This window comes from Acidimicrobiia bacterium (assembly GCA_041393965.1).
Classification (GTDB): Bacteria; Actinomycetota; Acidimicrobiia; order Spongiisociales; family UBA5794; genus UBA5794.
Genome location: JAWKJB010000002.1, coordinates 298968 through 319410, shown reverse-complemented (window position 1 = coordinate 319410; position 20443 = coordinate 298968). Strand labels below are relative to the sequence as shown.

Here is a 20443-nt window from a genome sequence, read left to right as displayed (position 1 = left end):
TGTATCGAGGACCGTCCAGGTCATGTTCTGAGGAAGCCACCGTCGATCGTGATCGTGTCACCCGTATGCCACCGGCTCGCATCCGAGGCGAGATACACGGCGATCCCTCCGAAGTCCTCCGGAGTCCCCCATCTGCCAAGAGGGATCCGGTGCTTGTAGCGGGCCTCGAAGGCTTCACCGTCGATGAACCGATCGGTCATACCCGTCACGACCCACCCGGGAGCAATCGCGTTGGCGCGGATGCCGTGCCTGCCGTACTCAACGGCAAGTCCCCGGATCAGGGCTCGGACGCCTGCCTTCGTGGCGGCGTAGTGCTCACCTCGACTGAACCCGAGATCTGCCGAGGTCGACGATGTCACAACGAGCGAACCGGTGCCCCGAGGCTTCATGTGTCTGACGGCTGCACGGAAGGTCCAGAAGGCCCCATCCATGTTGACCGCAAAGACCTTTCGCCATTCCTCGGTCGTCAGGTCCTCGAAGGGTGCTGATCCAGATCCCAGCCCGGCGTTTGCAAAGACCGCATCGACATGCCCGAGTGTCTCGACCGTGGCGGTGAACGCCGCTTCGACAGCTGGCTCATCTGCGACATCTACCTCAAGGGCTGTCGCTTTGTGACCATGTCGTGCGATCACCTCGATCGCGTCCGCATTGCGCTGCTTGCTGCGTCCCCAGATCACAACAGCCGATCCGGCTTCCGCGAGGGCATCGGCGATGCCGAGGCCGATACCGCTGTTGCCCCCTGTGACGAGCGCGGTCTTGCCTGAAAGGTCGAATCGTGTGGACATCGGTTCTCTTCGGTGAGGGAGCTCGGAGCGGATGCTAGTCGAAGACCCCCCGCGCAGTGCATCGAGTTCTCGGTGTCCGGTTGTACCGTTGCGGGATGCGCCGCAGCGTCGTCCTGATCGCCATTCTCACCGTCCTCACAGCCACGGCGTGTGACACGCGGCCCCGATCGCCAGCATTCGACGACACCACCACCACATCGACCACACTGCCGGGAGTCGAGGTGGTGACGACGACCACGATCACCCTCCCTCCTCCCGAGACCCGGGTGGTCGGCACCGTGCTCGATGTCACCGACGGGGACACGATTCGCGTCCTCGTCGACGGGGCCGAGGTCGATGTCCGGCTCGTTGGAATCAACGCTCCCGAGTTCGACGAGTGCTGGGGCCCCGAATCCACTGCCTATCTCATGTCCCTCGTGCAGGGCTCGGAGGTGTTGCTCATCGAGGGGGCCGACGATGTCGATTCGTTCGGGCGGCTCCTGCGCCATGTGTACCTCGAAACCCCAACTCCGCTGCATGTGAACGCCGACCTGGTCGCGACCGGACATGCGGTCGCCCTCCACGACGGCTCCGACGGGGCGGCGACGCTCAAGGCGCTCGAGGCGAGAGCGTTTCAGTCCGGGTACGGCATGTGGGGGACCTACGCATGCGGCGACAAGGAAGGGGTCGCCGCCGACCGGCCGGTGATTCGGGTATCGGACCTCGCCTTCGATCCGGAAGGTCCGGACGCGTCAGCCCTCGACGCCGAGTACATCACCGTCGTCAACGAGGGATACGACATCGTTCCGATGGCTGGCTGGACCCTCCGCGACGAGTCCTCGAGCAACCGCTTCGTGTTTCCGCCCGGTGTCGCTCTCGAGCCCGGTCAGAGTGTCACCGTCGTCACGGGGTGCGAAGGTGGACCTGTCGGTGCGCTTCATTGGTGCTCCGATCAGGCCGTGTGGTCCAACGGCGGAGACACCGCGATGATCATGGACACCCTTGGCAACGCCGTCGTTTGGCACACCTACGACGGGACCGAGTGAGGACGAGAGGATGGGGAATCACCGCTGGCGTTCGCTGACCGTCTTCATCTCCATGAACAGCCGCAGGTAGTCCGGCCCCCCCGCTTTGGCGTTGGAACCTGACATGTTGAATCCCCCGAACGGCTGCACACCGACGAGGGCCCCGGTGATCTTCCGGTTGAGGTACAGGTTGCCAACATGGAATTCGCGTCTCGCCCGATCGAGCCTCTGGGGGTCCGAGGAGTACAAACCGCCAGTGAGACCGAACTCGGTTCCATTTGCCACGGTGAGGGCCTCATCGAAGTCAGCAACACGGATCACGGAGAGCACGGGCCCGAAGATCTCGTGCTGGGCGAGCCTCGCGTCGGGTTCCACATCCACGAAGATCGTCGGTTCGATGTAGTAGCCACCATCGCGATCGACTGGGTGTCCGCCCATGACGAGGGTTGCTTCCTGCTTCCCTGCTTCGATCTCGGACAGAATCGACCGGTGCTGCTGAGCCGAGATCACGGGACCCACCGGATGGTTCGCCGTCGCCGGTCCGAGCGACAACTTCGACGCCGTGTCGACCACCGCTTCAACGACCTCATCGTGGACAGACTCGAACACGATGAGCCTGCTGCATGCGGAGCACTTCTGCCCTTGAAAGCCGAAAGCTGATCGCACTGCATCGGCGGCTGCCGCCGGGATATCGGCCGTGTCGTCGACGATCATGGCGTCCTTCCCCCCCATCTCCATGAAAGCGCGCTTGAGCCAGCGTTGCCCTTCGCTGACGATGGCGGATCGCTGCGCGATGCGGAGCCCGACTTCCTTGGATCCGGTGAAGTTGATGAATCGGGTTCTCGGATGGTCGACGAGACCGTCACCGATCGCTCCACCCGGACCGGGCAGATAGTTGACAACGCCAGGCGGCAGCCCTGCTTCCTCGAGAACCTGCATGAACGCCCACGCGATCATCGGAGTGTTCGATGCCGGCTTGAGAATCACCGTATTGCCCGCAGCGACGGGACCCATGACCATGCCGGCTGGAATCGCGAGCGGGAAGTTCCACGGGGGGATGACCACGCCGGCGCCGAGCGGTTGGAGTGTGGCCTCGTTGGTCTCCCCTTGCACCTGAACGAGGTCGACGGGCTCAGCCATCCGCAGTGCCTGATGCGCGTAGTAGCGACAGAAATCAATGGCCTCTGCGACATCGGCCTCTGCTTCTGCCCAGTTCTTGCCGGCCTCGAACGACTCCAGCGCCGCGAGGTCCCACTTGCGCTCGTACATGAGGTCACCGACGCGATGCGCGAATCCGGCGCGTTCTTCGGCCGTTCTTCGCGACCAGCCCCCGAATGCATCCCAGGCGGCATCCAACGCTCCCTCGAGGTGTTTCGTACCCGCAGACGATGCCGTACCGACCTGTTGATCCGGTCGCGAAGGGTTGACCGACTCGATCGTTGTCTTGGTGTCAATGCGGTCCCCACCGATGATCAGGGCGGCGTGCTCACCGAGGTTCGCTTCGACGCGGACGAGGGCTGCCCGGTACATCGATGCGGGTGCTTCGTCGGTGAAGTCGGAGTATGGCTCTGGGGCGTAGGGTTTGAGCACAGAGATCCTCCTCGTGAATCGCCTTGTCAGCACACAGGCTACGACGGCAGACACACGAACGCGTACGGGGCGATTCTGCTCCAGCCGGCCCGTCAGGCGCCGATATACCCACCATGGCTCAGGCGCGTGTGCTCGTGATCGAGGACTCTTCCTCCGTGCGGAGGCTCATCGAGGTGTGCCTGCGCGTCCTTGATGTGACGATCACCTCCGCCCAGGACGGGCCAACCGGCATCGCTGCGATCCGTGACCAAGTGCCCGATGTCGTCATCCTCGACATCGGCCTCCCGGGACTCGACGGCTGGGAGGTTCTGCGCGAGCTGCGTGGTGATCCCGGGACCGAGCATCTGAAGGTCCTTGTGCTCACGGCACATGCACAGCCGGAGATGGCCGACCGAGCAGCCAAGGGTGGGGCGGATGCGTTCATGACAAAACCGTTCAGGCCCCTCGATCTGCGCGAGAAGGTCGAAAAGCTGCTCAACGCATAACTGCGGCTGGTGCCCCCGATACCCTCAGGCGATGCGTCATGCGGTCCTCATGGCAAACCCATCTGCCTCCCAGTTCACCGGCGGACTGTTCCGCGACATCGTGGCAACCCTGTCGAAGGCGTGGGATCTCGATACGCAGTGGCCGGTCAGCGGTGCCGACACCATGCGCCAAACATCCAAGGCGGTGGGCAACGGCGCCGATGTCGTGTTCGCGATGGGCGGTGACGGCGTTGCCCACCATGTCGCGAACGGACTCGCCCAAACCGATACAGCCCTCGGTGTCATCCCTGCTGGCACCACCAATGTCCTCGGAAGAATCCTCGGTATTCCCGGCAAACCGCGCAAGGCGGCCGAGCGGGCGGTCGAATGGGATCCCGTTCCGACACGGCTGGCGCTCATCACCGGGACAAGCAGTGCAGGGCCGATCCGTCGGTATGCGACCTTCTCCGTGGGAGTCGGGTTCGACGCTGCCGTCGTCGAGGCCGCCGAGCAACGGCCCTATGCCAAGCTCCGATTCGGAGGAGTGCACTACGCGTCGACAGCGGTCGGGCGTTTGACATCGGACTGGCGGAACCGACTTCCGAACCTGCGCATCGAGGCCAACGGCGAGTCGTTCGACGGTCTCGCGGCCCTCACCCAGGTGCATGATCCCTACACATTCTTCGGGCCGATTCCCCTTCACCTGACCAAAAACCCCCCCGCGGGTATGGCAACGCTTGCGGTCGGCAGGCTCGGCTACCGCAACGCGACGACACTGCTTTCGAGGGCCGTGCTTCGGCGAAACCACACCGCTCGTTCGGGCGCCCATGTGTGGACCGACTTCGATCGGATCACCATCGATGCCGATCCTCCTGCACCATTCCAAGCCGACGGGGAACTCCTCGGCACGGCGACGAGGGTCATCATCGAGCCAGTCGAAGACGGCATGCTTGTCCTGCGCGGGTCAGGGACCTGATTCCGGCGCCTGCGGGGGATTCACGGTCCTGATCGACAGTTGGTTGAAGGGGATCTCGATTCCTTCACGGTCGAGCCGTTTCTTGATCCGTCGAAGGAACTCTCGTTTGACGACCCACCGACCTTCGGTGGTCAAGGTCATGACCACGCGGATGAGCACGGAAGAATCGGCGAGTTGGTTCACGCCGAGCATCTCCGGTGGCTCAATGAAGTGCTGGCGCCATTCGTCGTCGGAGGCGAGGCTGTTCGCCTCGTCGGCAACCACCCGCATCGCGTCGTCAAGATCGGTGTCATACGAAACGGGGACATCGACGACGAGGCGTGAGAACTTCGATGTGAGATTCGAGGCAACCTTGATCTGCCCGTTCGGAACGAAATGCCGGTTCCCGTCGAGGTCCCGGAGCACGGTGGTGCGGAGCATGATCGCTTCCACCGTTCCGCTGACGCCGGCGATCTCGACGACATCACCGATCGAGTACTGGTCCTCGATGAGGATCAGGAACCCGGCGATGATGTCCCGCACAACATCTTGGGCACCGAATCCGACCGCTACCCCCACGGTTGTTCCCACCGCGATGAATGGCGACATCGGGAGCCCCCAAATGGCCATCACGGTCAGGATCGCCACCACCCACACCGTGATGGCAATGGTGAGTCGAAGCACATCGGCGATCGTGACGATCCGCTGCGCGCGCTCACGCTCGGCTTGCAGATCCGAGTTGCCGAACCGGTCGGTGACACTCTGCTCCCAGCGACGAACGGCTCGCCTCGCAAGCCGGAGGACGATCCACGCTGCCGCCACGACGCCGATGGTTGTGATGATCTCACGCCCGCTGCGGTCCCATGTATCGGTGAGCCACCCGGTGATGTCACTCGATTGCACGGCGCCCCTCCTCTGCCGGATGCGCAGCTGCGGCCTCGTGTGCTGCGATCCCCAACGATACGAAAGAAGCCATCGCAAGTGCGGTATCACCCCGCGTGCTGCCTTCGAGTGCTGCGTGCCGATCCCTGAGATCACGCCACAATGCGTTGGCGGTTTGAGCGATGTCAACGGCGAGTGTTCTCATGGCGGAGTCCTTGATGTCGAGCCGCGATCGCAGCGCCTTGTGCACCGCATCGACCTGCACATCAACCCGCTCGGATGGCGCAGCGATCGAACACACGACCTCCGGATGGCGAAAGCCGTCGCCCCTCAGATGGCTTCGCAGACTCGCAGCCACGAGATCAGCGTCGTCACCGAGTCGATCGACCTGGTTGAGAACGAAGAGCATCTGGTCCTCGTGCCTTGCGAGCGGCGCGAGGAACGACTCGTGTATCAACCGGTCGGCGTATTTCTCCGGATCGAAGACCCAGACCACTGCGTCGACCACCGCGAGCACAGATTCGACCACCCCGCGGTGATCCGTGAATGTGCTGTCGAAGTCGGGAAGATCGACGAGCACCATCCGATCGAGACCGTCGACGAAGACGGTCCTGTCGATGCCGAGCGCTGCGACGAACTCCTCGATATCCCCCACCGCGTCTGCCGGAAGGGCCGCGAGGCATTCCGAGGTCGTCGGGCGTTCGATGCCAACGGTCGCGATCTGGGCATGGCTGAGGGCGTTGAACAACGACGACTTCCCCGAACCGGTGCCCCCTGCGAGGGCGACGACGAGCAACTCACCGAGGAATCCTGCGCGTCTTCGGACATGGCCCCGAAGCTTGGCGAGGTCGGACCACGCAGCCTCATCGAGAACCGATTCGGATCGCGCGAGGCAGATGTCGAGGAGATCGCCGAGCTGGTGGATGTCAGGCACCGGTAGTGCCTCCACCGGCCGAAGCTGCGGCGAAGAGCATGCCGGGTCGATACTCGCCGGCCGCATCGACGACGGCACCCCACTGCTGTTGACGCGTCGACGCAGGGGTTTGGAGCAGGTCCGCCAGTTCCGAGCGAACAGCCTCCGTCGTTCGTTCGTATTCGCGCCCGAGGAGCCGCTTCATTCGCCTCGGTGCGGCTGCGTCCTCGCTCGACGCGAGAAGCCACGAATCGCGTTCGATCAGGTCGAGGGCGGCGCGCTTGCCCAGCCGGAACCGCAGCCTCGCGGCGTCGCGTACGCGGCGGCTCGTTTCCTGCTTCCACGACATGAGGGCGACCATGAGTTCATCGCGGTCGACGGCCGGGAGATGATCCCTGACGCGGTCGGCAAGGTCCGTGCTGCCGGCGTCGACAACCGCTTCGTCGAACTGGTCGACAGCACCCATGGCGGCTTCGACGAGGTCCTCGGCGGTCTCCGTCCATGTCGACCCGGCCCAAGAGCCCGTGGGGCCAACCAAGGGAACGACCGTTGCATCGATCGCATGAGAGAGCGCTCCGACATCGCTCGCCGAGGCGGTCAGGAAACGGGCGAGACGACGGCTCGCTTCCGACACCTGTTCGGCGAGCCGCCGCCTCGCATCGGCAGTGGTGTCCTCGGAGATGATCGGATCGAGGATCAACCGCGGGAAGTGGGCGATTCCCCCTTCCTTCACCACCACCTGCGGGAGTTCCCCGAGCCGTTCGCCGATCGCGTCCTCGAGTTGCTCGCGACTGACATCATCGTCAGGCATGCGGTTGGCGACAATCACCAGCGCGCTGTTGCTGCGACGAACAGCCTCGACTGCCTCGCGTGTCGATTCGTCCCCGTACCGGGATGGCGTGACGACCACGATGGTGACCGCGGAGGCCTCGACGAGGTTGGTGATGATGTCCGTTGCGGCGTCCCATGGGGGCGTGTCGACGACGATCAGCCCTGCAGGCAAACCAGCGACGATGACATACTCGGTCGCTCCTTCAACTGGGAAAGGAGGGGACGCCCCGATCGCGGTGATGTTGGTGGTCGTCGGACGGATCGGGGACACGGGGGCAACATCGGACCCGATGATCGCATTCGTGATCGTGGACTTCCCGCTTCCGGAACCACCGACCACGACAACGAGGCTCGGTTCTGCCACCAACGCATCGAGTTCCGCTGCGGCATCGATGGTGTCGTCGAGGAGCCGGGCGTGAGCCTCGTCGAGGAGGACGCGTGGAACCTCTTCGAGTGCTGACCTGACCTTGGCACCGATGAGGATCACATCGCCATTTCAGCAGAACGCCGCGACGAGCATGAGGACGAGCATGAGCCCGGACTTGCTACGAGATCCCCGCGAACAGGTCTTCGGCGTCTGGCTCCCATGCCACGCGCGTCGCGAGCAACTCGAAGTCCTCCCACGGATACACCTCCTCGACAACATCCGTTGGTACCCGGAACCAAGGTCCCTGTGGATCGATCTGGGTTCGATGCGCGAGCAGGGCGCGTCTGCTCTGGTCGATGAATCCGGTGACATTCACCCGTGTCATCCGGCGTTCGGGATCGCGGTCGGCATCCATGTGGTCGAGCCATTGTTGGTACGGGCTCGTTCCGGTGCGGTTGAGCATCGCTTGGTGGAGCGCCAGGACCCGTTCCCTCGTGAAGATCATCGGCGCATAGACCTTCTTGATCTCCCACGGTGAGCCGACATCGGGAAACCGGCCCGGGTTGGCCGCTGCTTCGAAGAGCGGGACGGTCAGCTCGTGAATCCTGAGATGGTCCGGGTGTGGGTACCGTTCGTGGGAGTCATATCCCAACAGAACATCGGGACGTTCCGCCCGCACGATTTCAACAAGGCGACCGAGAACATCGTCGATGGGCTGATTGCAGAACGCCCGAGGATCAGCGTTGTGCGCAGAACCGGGCATACCCGAGTCGCGATATCCGAGAAGGATGACATCGTCGTAGCCCTGGATCGCTGCCGCTTCCGCCAATTCAGCCTCACGAACGGCCCGGAGGTCCTCGGCGATCTCGGGTCGTTCCATCTCCGGGTTCAGGATGTCGCCTGCTTCGCCTCCGGTCGCGGTGACCAAGACACAGCGCACGCCTGCAGCGGCGTAGCGCGACACCGTCCCCGCGCCCTTCGAGGACTCGTCGTCGGGATGCGCATGAAGCGCGAGCAGGGTCCGGGCCATCCGACGAGTATGCCAACCCCCGACCCCTACCGCGCGCGTACCCAGGGTTCGCGTACGACGAAAAGGGCCGCTGTCAGCCCACAGAACGCCGAGAACGCCCGGTTGGGCGGTCGAGGAGGTCGACGGCCGATCCTCCCTCGGTGCAGTCCTCGAGGAGCGGGCACCAGCGACAGTGCGGTCCCCCGTACCGATCCAGATCGGTCCCGTCGCGCAGGGCCTCCTGCAAGGTTCGGGCCATTGCTGCCACCTGTGCATCGGTGTCGTTGATCGACTGGGCCGACGGTTCGAGGCGGACGAAGTCCCCGGTCGCGATCGACACGGCCTCACTCACGACCGGTACCTCGTCGTGCCCGCGATGCCAGGCCATGGCGTAGAACGACAGCTGGGGCTCTCGATCCGACAGATAGGTTCCGGTCTTCCAGTCGACGATCCGGACACCGTCGTCGTCTTCGAAGATGGCGTCGATCCGACCCGTGAGCACGATGTCGTCTGACTCGACCACGAACTCTGACTCGGCCTCGCGGAACCCGGTAAACGAACGCAGCCGAAAACGCTCATACAGCTCGTGGACTTCGCGAAACATCGCCCGGTACTCGGACATCGTGAGATGGTGCGCGACCTCGTCGTTCGACATGCTCTCACCGATAATCCTGCGGCAGGTCATCTCGAAGTCCTCCTCTGCGATCTCGCCGTCGGTGAGGTGCCGAGCGAAGACCCTGTGTGCAAGCCGACCCTTGAATCCGGCAACAGAATCGGCCGGGTAGACACCACGCAGCCTTGCAAGCGCCTGTTGCGGACACTGCAGATAGCACCCATACAAGGTCGCCGAGACACGCAACGGATCGGTCCGATCCTTGAACGCTGCCATGGCGAGATGGTACGGCCTCGTGAGCGGATCACGGGGATTCGCTCCCCGAACCCGAATGCCGCCGTATTCGAGGCCCGGCCATATACTCGCCCGGCGGCCGTGTTTCCCCGGTTTCGGAGAACGAATGACCAGTCCCAGAGGAAGATTGACACTGTTCATCGCGGTTCCCGTGATGCTGCTGCTGTTGCCCCTGTCGATCTACTTCGTCGACACCGCCGCTGCTTCCGACCAGGTCGCCCGCAATGTGAGCGTGGAAGGGATCGATGTTTCGCGCCTCTCCAGCGACGACGCCGCCGCGGTCGTGGACGGGTATGCGACCGCACGGCTCACGAACACGATCACCGTTGAGGTCAACGGACACTCGTACTCGCTCGACCCTTCAAAGATCGGCACGACATTCGACACCGACACGGCGCTCGCTCGTGCCCTTGAGGAAAACAAGGACGGTCTCACCGGCTGGCTGCGTGCGTTCTCCGACGAGGTCGACATTCCGATCGAAGGCTCCCTCGACGAGGAACTCCTCGCGGAGAAGCTCTCGGAGTGGGAGAAGAGCGCGATCCCGAACCCCGCGTTCGAAGGCTCGATAACGATCAGCGGGCAACGCGTCTTGAGGGAAGACCCTCACTCAGGCGAGGCAATCGACCGGGCAACGGCGGTTGATCTCATCACCGACGCAGTGATGTCCGCATCAACCGATGTTGTGGTCCTTCCCCTCGTCAATAGCGACCCGACCCTCACCCCCGACGACATCGAGGCGGCCGCTGTTCGCGCCGAGGAGATGATCGATCGCGGAGTCGTCCTGTCAAATGCCGAGTACGGGTTCGAGTTCGAGGTCACTCCGGCGTCCATGGCCCGAGCACTCCGTGTCGACATCGTGCGCGGTGAGCCCGCAACCATCCGCTTCTCGGTCGACCCGACGATCATCGGAGCACTAGCCGAGGGTCAGCGTGCAAGCCTCGAGATCGCTCCCGTCGATGCCTATTGGAACATCATCGAAGTCGACGACCACGAGGACTGGCCGGAGAACTACGAGATCAAGGACAGTCCGCAGGAGGGCATGGAGGACCTTCCAGACGATGATGTCATCGAACTCGTCCCTTCGAAGATGGGGACGAGCCTCCATGTCGATGCGGTCGTGAAGGCCGTCGAGGAAGCAGCACTCGGTGACGGAACCGGGGAGCTGCCGCTCGAGTTCACCGCCGAACCGGCGTTCTCGACGGAAGATGCGATGGCGTACGGGGAGCTGACCGAGGTCTCGGAGTTCACGACATTCAAGCCAGGGGTCAATCGCGCCCACAACATCGACCTGATGGCAGACACGATCGATGGGCACATGGTGATGCCGGGAGAGGAGTTCTCGATCAACGAGTTCATCGGACCTCGGACCCTCGCCAAGGGCTACAAGTACGACTGTGCAATCGTGACTGGGGAATTGCAGTGTGAGGATGAGCCGGTCAATGTCGGTGGGGGTGTCAGCCAGTTCGGGACGACCTTCTTCAACGCCGTGTTCTTCGGTTGCTACGAGGACATCACCCACCAGCCGCACAGCATCTATTTCAGCAAGTACCCCGAGGGCCGCGAGGCAACGCTCGGCTACCCGAGTCCCGATGTTGCTTTCCGCAACGACTCCGACGCCCCGGTGATCATCAAGACAAGCCACACGAAGCGGTCGATCACCGTCACCTTCTTCGGGAACAACGGCGGCAAGAAGTGTGAATCGGAGCGATCGGAACGGACCGGCTACTCCAGTCCTGTCGTGTCGTACCAGACCGATCCCGAGGTGTTCGTTGCCCCCCTCACCGAGAAGGTCAAATCGAAGGGCTCCGGTGGATGGACGGTCACCGTGACGCGGGTCATCAAGGACGCAGCCGGCAACGAGATTGCCCGCGAACCCTTCACATGGCGCTATCGCGGGGAGAAGAATGTCATTTTGCTCCACCCATGCGATCCGAGGGTCGGTGGTAACGGTGCCTGTCCCGACCCGGTACCGAGCGTGGTCGGGATGAGCGAAGCCGCCGCCATCGCTGCGATCCAAGGCGCGGGGGGTGGCTACACGGTCACGGTCGTGTATGTCGACGACCCGGGCGAGCCAGACCGGGTCGTGAGCCAGACCCACGCTGGCACCTACGCACCACCGGGGACGGCGGTCACGATTCGGGTCGACAACACGCCTGTCGTCCCGCCACCGTGATCCGCAGGATCGCACACCTGCGATCCATCGACTTGCAGGACCCGGTTCCTACACTCGCCAAGCCGGCACCATCCTCCCCTCAAGACCCCACATGAAGCATCGAAGACCTCTTTTCATAGCCGTTCCACTGGTGATCCTCCTGCTCCCCGTCGGCATCTATGTGGCGGATCGTGCCGTCGCAGCCGACACGATTGCTCGCAATGTGACCGTCGCCGGTGTGCCGGTCGGGGGGCTCAACATGGCCGACGCGACCGTCACGCTCGAGCGTTACGAGGGTGACCTTCGCGCGTCGACCGGCGCGTTCACGGTCAACGGCGAAACCTTCGAGTTGAGTCCTGTCGAGATCGGCCTCGCTGCGGACATCCCAACGGCGATCACCGCGGCGTCCCAAGCGCGCACCACCGGCAACGCCCTCACCCGGTTCCTGTCATGGATGGTGTCGTTCCAGAAGTCTGAAGATGTTCCGCTCGACATCTCGTTCGATGAAGACGCCATCGAGCGTGTATTCGATGCGTGGGAGGCGACGGCCGTCCAGAATCCCGCCTTCGAGGGTTCCGTCGTGATCGAAAACGGGCAGGTGACTCCGCAGTACCCACGACCTGGCGAGGGGATCGATCGCGTGTTCGCCCGCACACAGATCGACCGAGAGATGACGAGGCTCGACAAGTCGGGGGTGGTCGTCCCGGTCGTGAGTGTCAAGCCGACGCTGACCAATGCGCAGATCGATGCGGCAGCCGCCGAGCTGATGGCGATGATCGACAGCCCGATCCAGCTGATCTCGGATGATGTCGGCTTCCGCATCAGATTCTCTGAGGATCAACTCGCCTTCGCAGCAATCGCACAGATCACCGAGGATGGAACCGACATCGAGGCGACCTTCGACCGATCGAGAGTGCTCGAGATCCTCGAACCGAGACGATCGGAGTACGAGATCGAGCCAGTGAACGCACAGATCGATGTCGACTTCGAGACGGACGCAATCACGGTGATCGCCGGGAGGTCCGGCACGCTCCTCGACCTCGAAGGACTGATCGCCTCCATGAAGCAGGCCGCCCTCGGTGACGGAACCGGGGAGTTCCCGCTTCTCGTCGGAGCCGAACCCGACCTCACCACCGAGGAAGCTCAGGCACTGACCGTGCTCAAGCCGCTCGGCGGGTTCACGACCACCTATCCGGCGGGCCAGGACCGCGTGATCAACATCCACACGATCGCGGATGCCGTCGACGGCGCCATCGTCCAGCCGGGTGAGAAGTTCTCCATCAACGACCATGTCGGTGAACGCACGGCAGCGAAGGGCTATGTTCCGGCGGGGGCGATCATCAACGGTGTTCCCTACTGCTGCGACCACCCCGCGAACATCGGAGGGGGCGTCAGCCAATTCGGGACGACCTTCTTCAACGCCGTGTTCTTCTCCTGTCTTGAGGATGTCGAGCATCAGCCGCACTCACTCTATTTCCCCCGCTATCCGATGGGGCGCGAAGCAACCCTCGGTGTCCCGGGTCCAGATGTCGTATTCCGGAACAACACGAATGCGCCTGTGATCATCAAGACCGCGTACACCACAACTTCGGTGACCGTCCGCATGTATGGAGACAACGGCGGCCTGATCTGCACCGATGTGACCCACGAGAAGGAAGCCCTCGTCGAATACGAGGAGGAACTCGTCGCAGACGAAACCGGTGAAGTCACACCGGGTCAGCGGATCGAGGAGCGATCGGGTGTTGACGGCTTCCTCGTTCGAGTCGACCGTGTGGTGACCCGCACCGATGGAACCCAGGAGGTCGACATGAACCTCGTATGGCGCTACCGACCGCTTTCGAACCTCTTCATCGTGCATCCGTGCGAGATCACCGGCGAGCCCGTCAACTGCCCCGTTCAGGTTCCTTCGGTGACGACGAAGAAGTGGGAGGACGCGTTGGCGCAACTTGACGCACTCGGCCTGCTCGCCGCGAAGAGCACCGTCTTCGTCGCTGACCCGGACATGGACAATGTCGTGGTAGGGCAGGATCCTGCGCCGGGCGACTGGGTGCCTGCAGGGTCGACGATCACCCTCACCGTTGGCGTCTTCGAGGAGTAGCGGGCGTTACGCCTCGGGATAGAACAGGAAGAAGTCCTCGATCACCTTGGTAGCCGCGGCGGTCGACTCGACATCCCAGCCACCCCTTCGCCCGATGATCAGGGCGTTCTGGTCGATGTAGACGCGGCTCAGGTCGTGATCGGCTTCGAACAGTTCAGTGGCAAGTGCACCCGCGAAGGACTCCGATGCGGCCGCATCCGATGCCGTGTTGAAGCCTTCCCCGTCGGTGCCGGTGAGACTCCGATTCGTCGAGACGACGATCGAATCGCCGATGACGGTCGTTCGATCCACCTCGATGCGTTGACCCACGACTCCTCCGATGCCTCGATGCCTGCGAGGCTAATGCATGCGCTGCTCACACATGTGCGTCGGGATGCAGCACATCGCCGGAGCCGACGACATGCAGCTTCATCAGGTTCGTCGATGATCGCTGGTTCGGGGGGACACCGGCAACCATGACCACCCCGTCTCCTTCCGAGGCCACACCCTGTCGGATGAGTTCCTCTTCGGCATGTGCAATCATCTCGTCCGTCGACGACACGCGCTGGAGCAGCATCGGCGTGACACCCCCGAGCATCGCCATTGCGCGATAGGTTCGTTCGATCGGAGTGAAGCCGTAGATGGTTGCGCTCGGTCGGTACTTCGACAGCAGCCGTGCCGTCGTGCCCGATTCCGTGAACGCCACGATGGCCTGAAGGCCGAGGCGATCTGCCGTGTCGACCGCGGCTTCGGCCGTGGCCGACGCAAAGACGGCACCTTCGGAGATGTTCGAAAGGCCGGACGCACGGCCGTACTCGGTAGATGATTCGGCCTCGGTCACGATGTCGGCCATCAGCTGGACGGCGCGCGCCGGGTACTCTCCGACGGCCGTTTCTGCCGACAGCATCACCGCGTCGGTGCCATCGAGGACCGATCGGTAGACATCGGTGACCTCAGCCCGGGTCGGACGCGGACTGCGGATCATCGACTCGAGCATCTCGGTCGCGGTGATGGAGACCTTCCCTGCGGCATTCGTCCGTTTGAGGATCTCGGTCTGTGCCCGCGGCACCGATTGAATCGAGAGTTCGACACCCAGGTCGCCTCTTGCAACCATCGCCCCGGTGCATTCGGCGAGGATGTCGTCGAGGTTCATGTACCCGACGGCGGTCTCGATCTTGGCGATGAGAGGCACATCCCCCGCCACTTCCCGAACCGTCCGAAGATCGGCCCCGGTCGTCACGAACGATGCCGCTACCGCATCAACTCCAAGCTGGATCCCAAGCTCAAGATCGACCACATCCTTCTCGGTCACCACAGGAATGGTCGTCCTCGCCCCGGGGAACGCGGCGCCTTGATGATCCTTGAGCGTGCCCCCGAGCGTGACCGTCGCCGTGATGCAGTCTCGTTCCACCCGCTTGGCCTCGAGTGAGATCAGCCCGTCGGAGAACAGGATGACGCCGCCGACCGACATCTCGACCTGGTCGAGGTATGCGACATGGACCTCATCGGCGCTTCCGATGGCCTCGCCAGGCACGACCCGCACGGTTGCACCCTCTTGGAGGGTCACGCTCCCGTCAGGGAATGTCCCAACACGGATCTTCGGACCCTGGATGTCCTGCATGACGGCAATAGGACGGTTGCGATCGCTCGCGATCCGCCGAACCGCTTCGATACGCCGGGTGTGGTCGGCATGGGTGCCGTGGGAGAAATTGACGCGGGCAACATCCATGCCCCGATCCATGATCGTGGCGATCATCTCGTCGGTGTCCGTGGCGGGACCGAGGGTCGCGATGATCTTCGTCTTGCGGCGCATCTCGTGCACGATAGGAGACATCGGGCCCAGGACCATCCACCCTTGTTGCTCCATGGCTATTCCTGATCCGTCGCCATTTCTCACGGATCCGCGCAAACGAGTAGCGTAGGGAATGCGTAGACACGCAGTCATCAACCATCATCAACCAAGGGATAGGCAACCATGAAGAAGGCAATCCAGCTGTTCACCGTTGCGCTCGCCGTTGCGCTGGTCGCGGCGGCATGCGGCAGCGACGACACGGCGGACCTCGAAGGAAGGACGATCTCGGTCGCGGTCGAGAACGCCTACACACCGTTCAACTTCATCAATGAGACGAGCGGCGTGGCCGAAGGCTTCGACTACGACATCTGGCGCGAGATCTGTTCGCGGCTCGACTGCACGGCAGAGTTCGTCGAGGCAGGCTGGCCTGCGGTGATCCAAGAAACCGGCGACGGGGTCTACGACACCGCTGCCGACGGGATCTCGATCACGGACGAACGCAAAGAAGTCGTTGCCTTCTCGGATCCGTACATGACGACGATTCAGCGATTCATGGTGCGCTCCGACGAGAGTCGGTTCACGACCGCCGACGACTTCATTGCCGGGGACTATCGGCTCGGGACCCAGGTCGGCACCACGAACTACGAGCTCGGCGTCGAGTTGGTCGGTGACGGCCGCATCGACGCATACGAGCAGTTCGGTGTTGCCGTCGAGGCGCTGATCAAGGGCGATGTCGACGCCGTGATCATCGACGATGTCGCAGGTCAGGGCTATGTCGGTGCGAACTCCGACCAAACAAAGCTCCTCGACGACGACCTCCAGTCGGATCCCCTCGGGTTCATCTACCCGAAGGACTCGGATCTGATCGAGCCGGTCAACAAGGTCCTCAAGGACATGGACGAAGACGGGACGCTCGAGGCACTCATCAAGAAGTGGTTCATCGACTTCAGCGGCTGAACCCGATTCGCTGCGACCGGGAGGGGCTGGGCATCCGCCCAGCCCCTTCGGTCGTCCGAAACGGTATGTTGCAGCCCAACCACGAGAGGGCGCATTGACAATCCCCGAGAGCATCGGCACCGACCCGACCCCACCCGGGGCGAAAGCCAGCTATGAGTGGTCGGGATTCCCGTACTGGTTCTTGGGCATCGTCGCGGTCATCGCCTTTCCCCTGTTCAAGATCCTCACCGACGACGCCTGGCGGGCAGGATTCGACTTCATCAAGGATGGCCTCTCGCTCACGGTCATCGTCACCGTTGCCGGTTTCGTCTTCGCGATGGTCGGGGGTCTGATCGTGGCGGTGGGTCGCATGGCGAGGAATGTCGTTGCGAGAAACCTCGCGATCTTCTACATCGAGCTCATTCGTGGGATCCCCGTCCTTGTGACGATCATCTTCGTGGGTCTGGTCGCGTGGCCCGAGTTCATGTCGCTTATCGGCATCAGGGGAAGGTCCGGCCTTGCCTCCCCCGCCGTGAAGGCAACCGTTGCGGTTGGAATCGTGTACGCCGCGTTCATTGCCGAAGTGCTCAGGGCAGGCATCGAATCGATCAGTACGGGACAGCGCGAGGCGGGCATGTCGATGGGTCTGACACGGTTCCAGGTGTTCCGCCTGATCGTGTGGCCCCAGGCGATCAAGAACATCATGCCCGCCCTCGGTAACGACCTGATCGCGCTCTTGAAGGACTCATCACTCGTCTCGATCCTCGCCGTGCGAGAACTCACACAGATGACGAAGCTGTGGACGGGACAGTCGTTTCAGTTCATGGCGGGGTACCTGATCCTCGCGGCGTTCTATCTTCTTCTGACCGTGTCGCTGAGCATCGGGCTGCAATGGTACGAGCGACGGATCACGACCCCTCGATGATGAACGACGGCGACCTCGCGCTCGGTCTCGAGCCGTTCATCGTGAGATTCGACCATGTCTCGATGGCGGTTCGCGACATCGACGCCGCCAGACCCTTCGTGTCGCTCGTCGGAGGGGAATACCTCGAGGGAGGCTTCAACACGAGGGATGACTTCCGGTGGGCCCAATACCGTCTGTCGGGCGGAGCGATCCTTGAGATGATCGCTCCCAACGATCCGCACCAATCGGATCACTTCCTCAACCGCTTCCTTGCCTCACGCGGCGAAGGACTTCACCACATCACCTTGCGTGTCACCGACCTCCAAGCAGCAGTTGCAGCAGCGACGAGACTCGGGTTCACGGTTGTTGGCATCAACGACTCCGATCCGGATTGGAAGGAAGCCTTTATTCATCCCCGATCCGCCCACGGTGTTCTCGTTCAGATCGCCCAGAGCACCGAGTGACGAGGGTCGCCGTGATTCCGATCCGTGGTTTGTCGGGAATGACCCGACTGTCGAGTGTGCTTTCCGAAACCGATCGGAGCGCCCTCGGCACCGCGCTCGCCGACCGAACGATCAGAGCCGTCCACCGTGCGGGTCTTGACTGCATGGTGGTCACCTCTGATCCTTCCGTCTCGCAGTGGGCCACCAAGCGTTGCCGCGTCGCACAAGACGAGGGTGACGGCCTTTCCGAGGTGGTGTCCAACGCCGTCAACCACGGCGCACAGCCCCACTGGATGGTGCTCCATGCCGACCTCCCGCTTGTCGATGCTGCATCGATTCTGCGCGTGCACGACGCAGCGACCCGACATGGCGCCGCGATCGTTCCGAGCATAGACGGAGGGACCAACGCCATCGCCGGAACCGGGGAGTTCCACTTCGCCTACGGTCCCGGGTCCTTCCACGCGCATCTCGCGTCGAGAGCGTCGGCTCGGGTCCTCAGCCTCAAGAACCTCGCGCTCGAGGTGGATACCGAAGCGCACTACTCGGCACTTACGGCGCTCGGGTTTCTGCCGAGCCTCACATCGTGACCGACACCTACGACGAGTTGGCGCGTTCGCTGGACGCTCTCACCGTGCCGCGGGCCGCGATGACCATCGGGGCACACCCGGACGACGCGGAATTCGGGGCGGGCGCGACCCTTGCACGGTGGGCCTCGCTCGGCTGTGAGGTCACCATGGTGATCGTCACGGATGGCTCCAAGGGCTCGTGGGATGAGCGCACCGATCCGTCAGCACTCGCGGCGCGCCGGGTCGAAGAACAGCGCAACGCAGCAGAGATCCTCGGTGCGACACGGATCGTTCATCTCGGACATGTCGACGGGGAACTGGTGTATTCACCTTCCCTCCGCGAACAGCTCGCCCGTGAGATCCGAAGGGCGGCACCTGAGGTCGTTCTGACCCACGACCCGTGGCAGCGATACCAACTCCATCCGGACCATCGAGCCACGGGGTTTGGCGCTGTTGACGCGGTTGTCTCGGCGCGAGAACCGCTCGCGCTGGCCGACTCCGGGCTTCCCGCCCATCGGGTGACCAGCCTGTTGCTGTGGTCTGCAGACGAGCCTGACCATGCTGAGGAGGTCGAGGATCGCTGGTTCGAGACCAAGGTCGCTGCTCTGTTGTGCCACTCAAGCCAATCCGAGACCACAATGGGCAATGCTGCGGGCTCGAACGAAGAACGGATGGCGTTCGTGGCGAAGATCCGGTCGTGGCATGAAGAACAGGGCGCACGGCTCGGTACCGGCCCTGCCGAAGTGTTCAAGCGATTGCACCCATGAGCATCCTCGTCATTGGCACAGGCATCGTCGGGTCGGCCGCGATCTGGGATCTCAAGCGACGCGGATACGAGGTCGTCGCAGCTGACGCCGATTCCGAAGCGGTATCGGAGACTGCGGCCCGGTTCGATGTCGATTCGGCGGTCATCGATGTCGATGACGCCCGGAGCGTGCAGGACCTTTTTGCCCCGCATGCGCTGGTCGTCTCCGCGGTGCCCTACCGGTACGGGGTCGCCGTTGCGCGTGCGGCCATCGCAACGAACACCCATGCCATCGACTTCGGTGGGAATCCGGACATCGTCGCGAGCCAGAAGACGCTGCACGGCGATGCCGTCGACGCCGGTGTGATGATCGTCCCCGACTGCGGCCTCGCGCCGGGACTGGCCAATGTGATGGCATCGATGCTGATCGAAGCGCACGGTCCGGAACCGATTGATCGGGTGCAGATCCGCGTCGGGGCACTGCCCCAGGTCCCGATCGGATCCTTGGGATATCAGCTCGCATTCAGTCCGGATGGCCTGATCAACGAGTATGCAGAGCCGTGTGAGGTGATCGAAGCGGGCAGGCACACAACCGTTGAGCCACTGAGCCGCTTCGAGACCGTCGATTGGGATCCATGGGGACCACTCGAAGCTTTCTCGACGGCCGGGGGCACCTCGACGATGTGTTCCGTGTACGCAGGGCGGATCGAAGAGCTCGAGTACAAGACCCTGCGGTATCCGGGTCACGGAAGGGTGTTCCGCGCGTTCTTCGAGCTTGGCCTGTTCGATGAGGAGACCAAAGCCGACGGGCGGTCGCGTCGCGACATCTTGCTCGCCGCGTTGCGTGAGCACCTACCGCGTGGGGCGCCCGACCTCGTCCTGGTCCGGGTCTGGGTCGAAGCCGGTGACCAACGCCACGGTCTGCAGATCGAGGACCGCGAGCAGGGCGGTTTCACGGCGCTTGCGCGGACCACCGCGTTCCCGGCGACCGCATTGGCGGACCTGATCGTCCGCGGCGCTGTTGCTGAACCGGGCGTCGGCACCATGCACGAGGTGGCTGTCGGTGCGTCGCTCCTCGCGGAACTTGAGCCGGTGGGCATCACGGCCGAGGCGGTCTGACG

Annotated in this window: 20 protein-coding genes; 11 read left to right on the top strand and 9 right to left on the bottom strand. The window is 63.3% G+C overall.

Features of this window, described 5'->3' with window-relative positions; genetic code table 11:
* Positions 1-20: 20 nt before the first annotated feature.
* On the bottom strand, positions 21-785 hold the full coding sequence (locus R2823_06330) for an SDR family NAD(P)-dependent oxidoreductase (GenBank protein ID MEZ5175805.1): 765 nt from the start codon (positions 783-785) through the stop codon (positions 21-23).
* Between the two features lie 95 nt (positions 786-880).
* Between R2823_06330 and R2823_06325 the strand changes: the two genes are divergently transcribed.
* Positions 881-1810: a lamin tail domain-containing protein gene (locus tag R2823_06325; protein ID MEZ5175804.1), complete on the top strand. Its 930-nt coding sequence runs from the start codon at positions 881-883 to the stop codon at positions 1808-1810.
* 18 nt (positions 1811-1828) lie between these two features.
* Here the strand turns inward: R2823_06325 and pruA are convergent, their stop codons facing one another.
* Positions 1829-3379 (bottom strand): L-glutamate gamma-semialdehyde dehydrogenase, encoded by a 1551-nt coding sequence (gene pruA / locus R2823_06320; protein ID MEZ5175803.1) that lies wholly within the window; start codon positions 3377-3379, stop codon positions 1829-1831.
* 113 nt (positions 3380-3492) lie between these two features.
* Between pruA and R2823_06315 the strand changes: the two genes are divergently transcribed.
* The gene (locus R2823_06315; protein MEZ5175802.1) at positions 3493-3864 is read left to right on the top strand and encodes a response regulator; all 372 of its coding nucleotides are present in this window, start codon (positions 3493-3495) and stop codon (positions 3862-3864) included.
* Between the two features lie 31 nt (positions 3865-3895).
* Entirely contained in the window at positions 3896-4819 is a 924-nt protein-coding gene (locus R2823_06310) for a diacylglycerol kinase family protein (protein ID MEZ5175801.1), read from the top strand.
* Here R2823_06310 and R2823_06305 read toward each other — a convergent pair.
* From R2823_06305 to R2823_06285, 5 genes are all read right to left on the bottom strand, one after another.
* A complete protein-coding gene (locus R2823_06305; protein MEZ5175800.1) occupies positions 4808-5701 on the bottom strand; it encodes a mechanosensitive ion channel family protein in 894 nt (297 codons plus the stop codon). The two genes, R2823_06310 and R2823_06305, sit on opposite strands and share 12 nt — an antisense overlap.
* Complete coding sequence (locus tag R2823_06300; GenBank protein ID MEZ5175799.1) at positions 5688-6614, bottom strand: GTPase; 927 nt, start codon at positions 6612-6614, stop codon at positions 5688-5690. The genes R2823_06305 and R2823_06300 overlap by 14 nt, the downstream gene beginning before the upstream one ends.
* A complete protein-coding gene (locus R2823_06295; GenBank protein ID MEZ5175798.1) occupies positions 6607-7911 on the bottom strand; it encodes a GTPase in 1305 nt (434 codons plus the stop codon). The genes R2823_06300 and R2823_06295 overlap by 8 nt, the downstream gene beginning before the upstream one ends.
* A gap of 58 nt (positions 7912-7969) precedes the next feature.
* The gene (gene mca / locus R2823_06290; GenBank protein MEZ5175797.1) at positions 7970-8821 is read right to left on the bottom strand and encodes a mycothiol conjugate amidase Mca; all 852 of its coding nucleotides are present in this window, start codon (positions 8819-8821) and stop codon (positions 7970-7972) included.
* Positions 8822-8894: 73 nt separating this feature from the next.
* Positions 8895-9689, bottom strand: coding sequence for a PD-(D/E)XK nuclease family protein (locus R2823_06285; protein ID MEZ5175796.1), 795 nt, complete (start codon positions 9687-9689; stop codon positions 8895-8897).
* Positions 9690-9834: 145 nt separating this feature from the next.
* Here R2823_06285 and R2823_06280 point away from each other — a divergent pair, with 145 nt between their 5' ends.
* The gene (locus tag R2823_06280; protein ID MEZ5175795.1) at positions 9835-11880 is read left to right on the top strand and encodes a VanW family protein; all 2046 of its coding nucleotides are present in this window, start codon (positions 9835-9837) and stop codon (positions 11878-11880) included.
* A 91-nt stretch (positions 11881-11971) separates the two neighbouring features.
* A complete protein-coding gene (locus R2823_06275; GenBank protein MEZ5175794.1) occupies positions 11972-13957 on the top strand; it encodes a VanW family protein in 1986 nt (661 codons plus the stop codon).
* A 6-nt stretch (positions 13958-13963) separates the two neighbouring features.
* Here the strand turns inward: R2823_06275 and R2823_06270 are convergent, their stop codons facing one another.
* Entirely contained in the window at positions 13964-14266 is a 303-nt protein-coding gene (locus R2823_06270; GenBank protein MEZ5175793.1) for a hypothetical protein, read from the bottom strand.
* Between the two features lie 46 nt (positions 14267-14312).
* Entirely contained in the window at positions 14313-15749 is a 1437-nt protein-coding gene (pyk, locus tag R2823_06265) for a pyruvate kinase (protein MEZ5175792.1), read from the bottom strand.
* 162 nt (positions 15750-15911) lie between these two features.
* On the opposite strand from pyk, the gene R2823_06260 reads away from it, so the two are divergent.
* The 6 genes from R2823_06260 to R2823_06235 all read left to right on the top strand — a co-directional run bounded on the left by R2823_06260 (position 15912) and on the right by R2823_06235 (position 20441).
* Complete coding sequence (locus R2823_06260; protein ID MEZ5175791.1) at positions 15912-16685, top strand: ABC transporter substrate-binding protein; 774 nt, start codon at positions 15912-15914, stop codon at positions 16683-16685.
* A 94-nt stretch (positions 16686-16779) separates the two neighbouring features.
* Complete coding sequence (locus R2823_06255) at positions 16780-17589, top strand: amino acid ABC transporter permease (GenBank protein ID MEZ5175790.1); 810 nt, start codon at positions 16780-16782, stop codon at positions 17587-17589.
* Positions 17586-18032, top strand: coding sequence for a VOC family protein (locus R2823_06250; GenBank protein MEZ5175789.1), 447 nt, complete (start codon positions 17586-17588; stop codon positions 18030-18032). The genes R2823_06255 and R2823_06250 overlap by 4 nt, the downstream gene beginning before the upstream one ends.
* On the top strand, positions 18029-18598 hold the full coding sequence (cofC, locus tag R2823_06245; protein MEZ5175788.1) for a 2-phospho-L-lactate guanylyltransferase: 570 nt from the start codon (positions 18029-18031) through the stop codon (positions 18596-18598). Before R2823_06250 ends, cofC begins: the two co-directional genes overlap by 4 nt.
* Positions 18595-19344 (top strand): PIG-L family deacetylase, encoded by a 750-nt coding sequence (locus tag R2823_06240; GenBank protein MEZ5175787.1) that lies wholly within the window; start codon positions 18595-18597, stop codon positions 19342-19344. Before cofC ends, R2823_06240 begins: the two co-directional genes overlap by 4 nt.
* A complete protein-coding gene (locus tag R2823_06235; GenBank protein ID MEZ5175786.1) occupies positions 19341-20441 on the top strand; it encodes a saccharopine dehydrogenase C-terminal domain-containing protein in 1101 nt (366 codons plus the stop codon). Before R2823_06240 ends, R2823_06235 begins: the two co-directional genes overlap by 4 nt.
* Positions 20442-20443 lie beyond the last annotated feature (2 nt).